The 214-nt window shown below is 66.4% G+C and carries 1 protein-coding gene; it reads left to right on the forward strand.

Annotation, left to right across the window (positions count from 1 at the left end; all coding sequences use genetic code 11):
* Nucleotides 1-214 (forward strand): IS66 family insertion sequence element accessory protein TnpB (gene tnpB, locus U8525_RS34770; protein WP_374271019.1); only part of this gene is annotated, 214 nt, incomplete at both ends.

Below are 214 nucleotides of genomic sequence, written 5' to 3' on the forward strand. Positions count from 1 at the left end.
TGCTGACGCTGACGCGCGCGGTGCGTGTCTTCGCATACGCAGCCCCGGTGGACATGCGCCGGGGTTTCGATGGGTTGAGCGCCCTCGTCGAGCAGCAGTTGGGGCAGCAGTTGCTCAAGGGCGACGTCTTCCTCTTCGTCGGCCGGTGTAGGCGACGGGCCAAGGTGCTGCACTTCGACGGCACGGGCCTGGTGCTCCTCACCAAGAGGCTCTT

Source organism: Corallococcus sp. RDP092CA, from assembly GCF_041903675.1.
GTDB lineage: Bacteria > Myxococcota > Myxococcia > Myxococcales > Myxococcaceae > Corallococcus.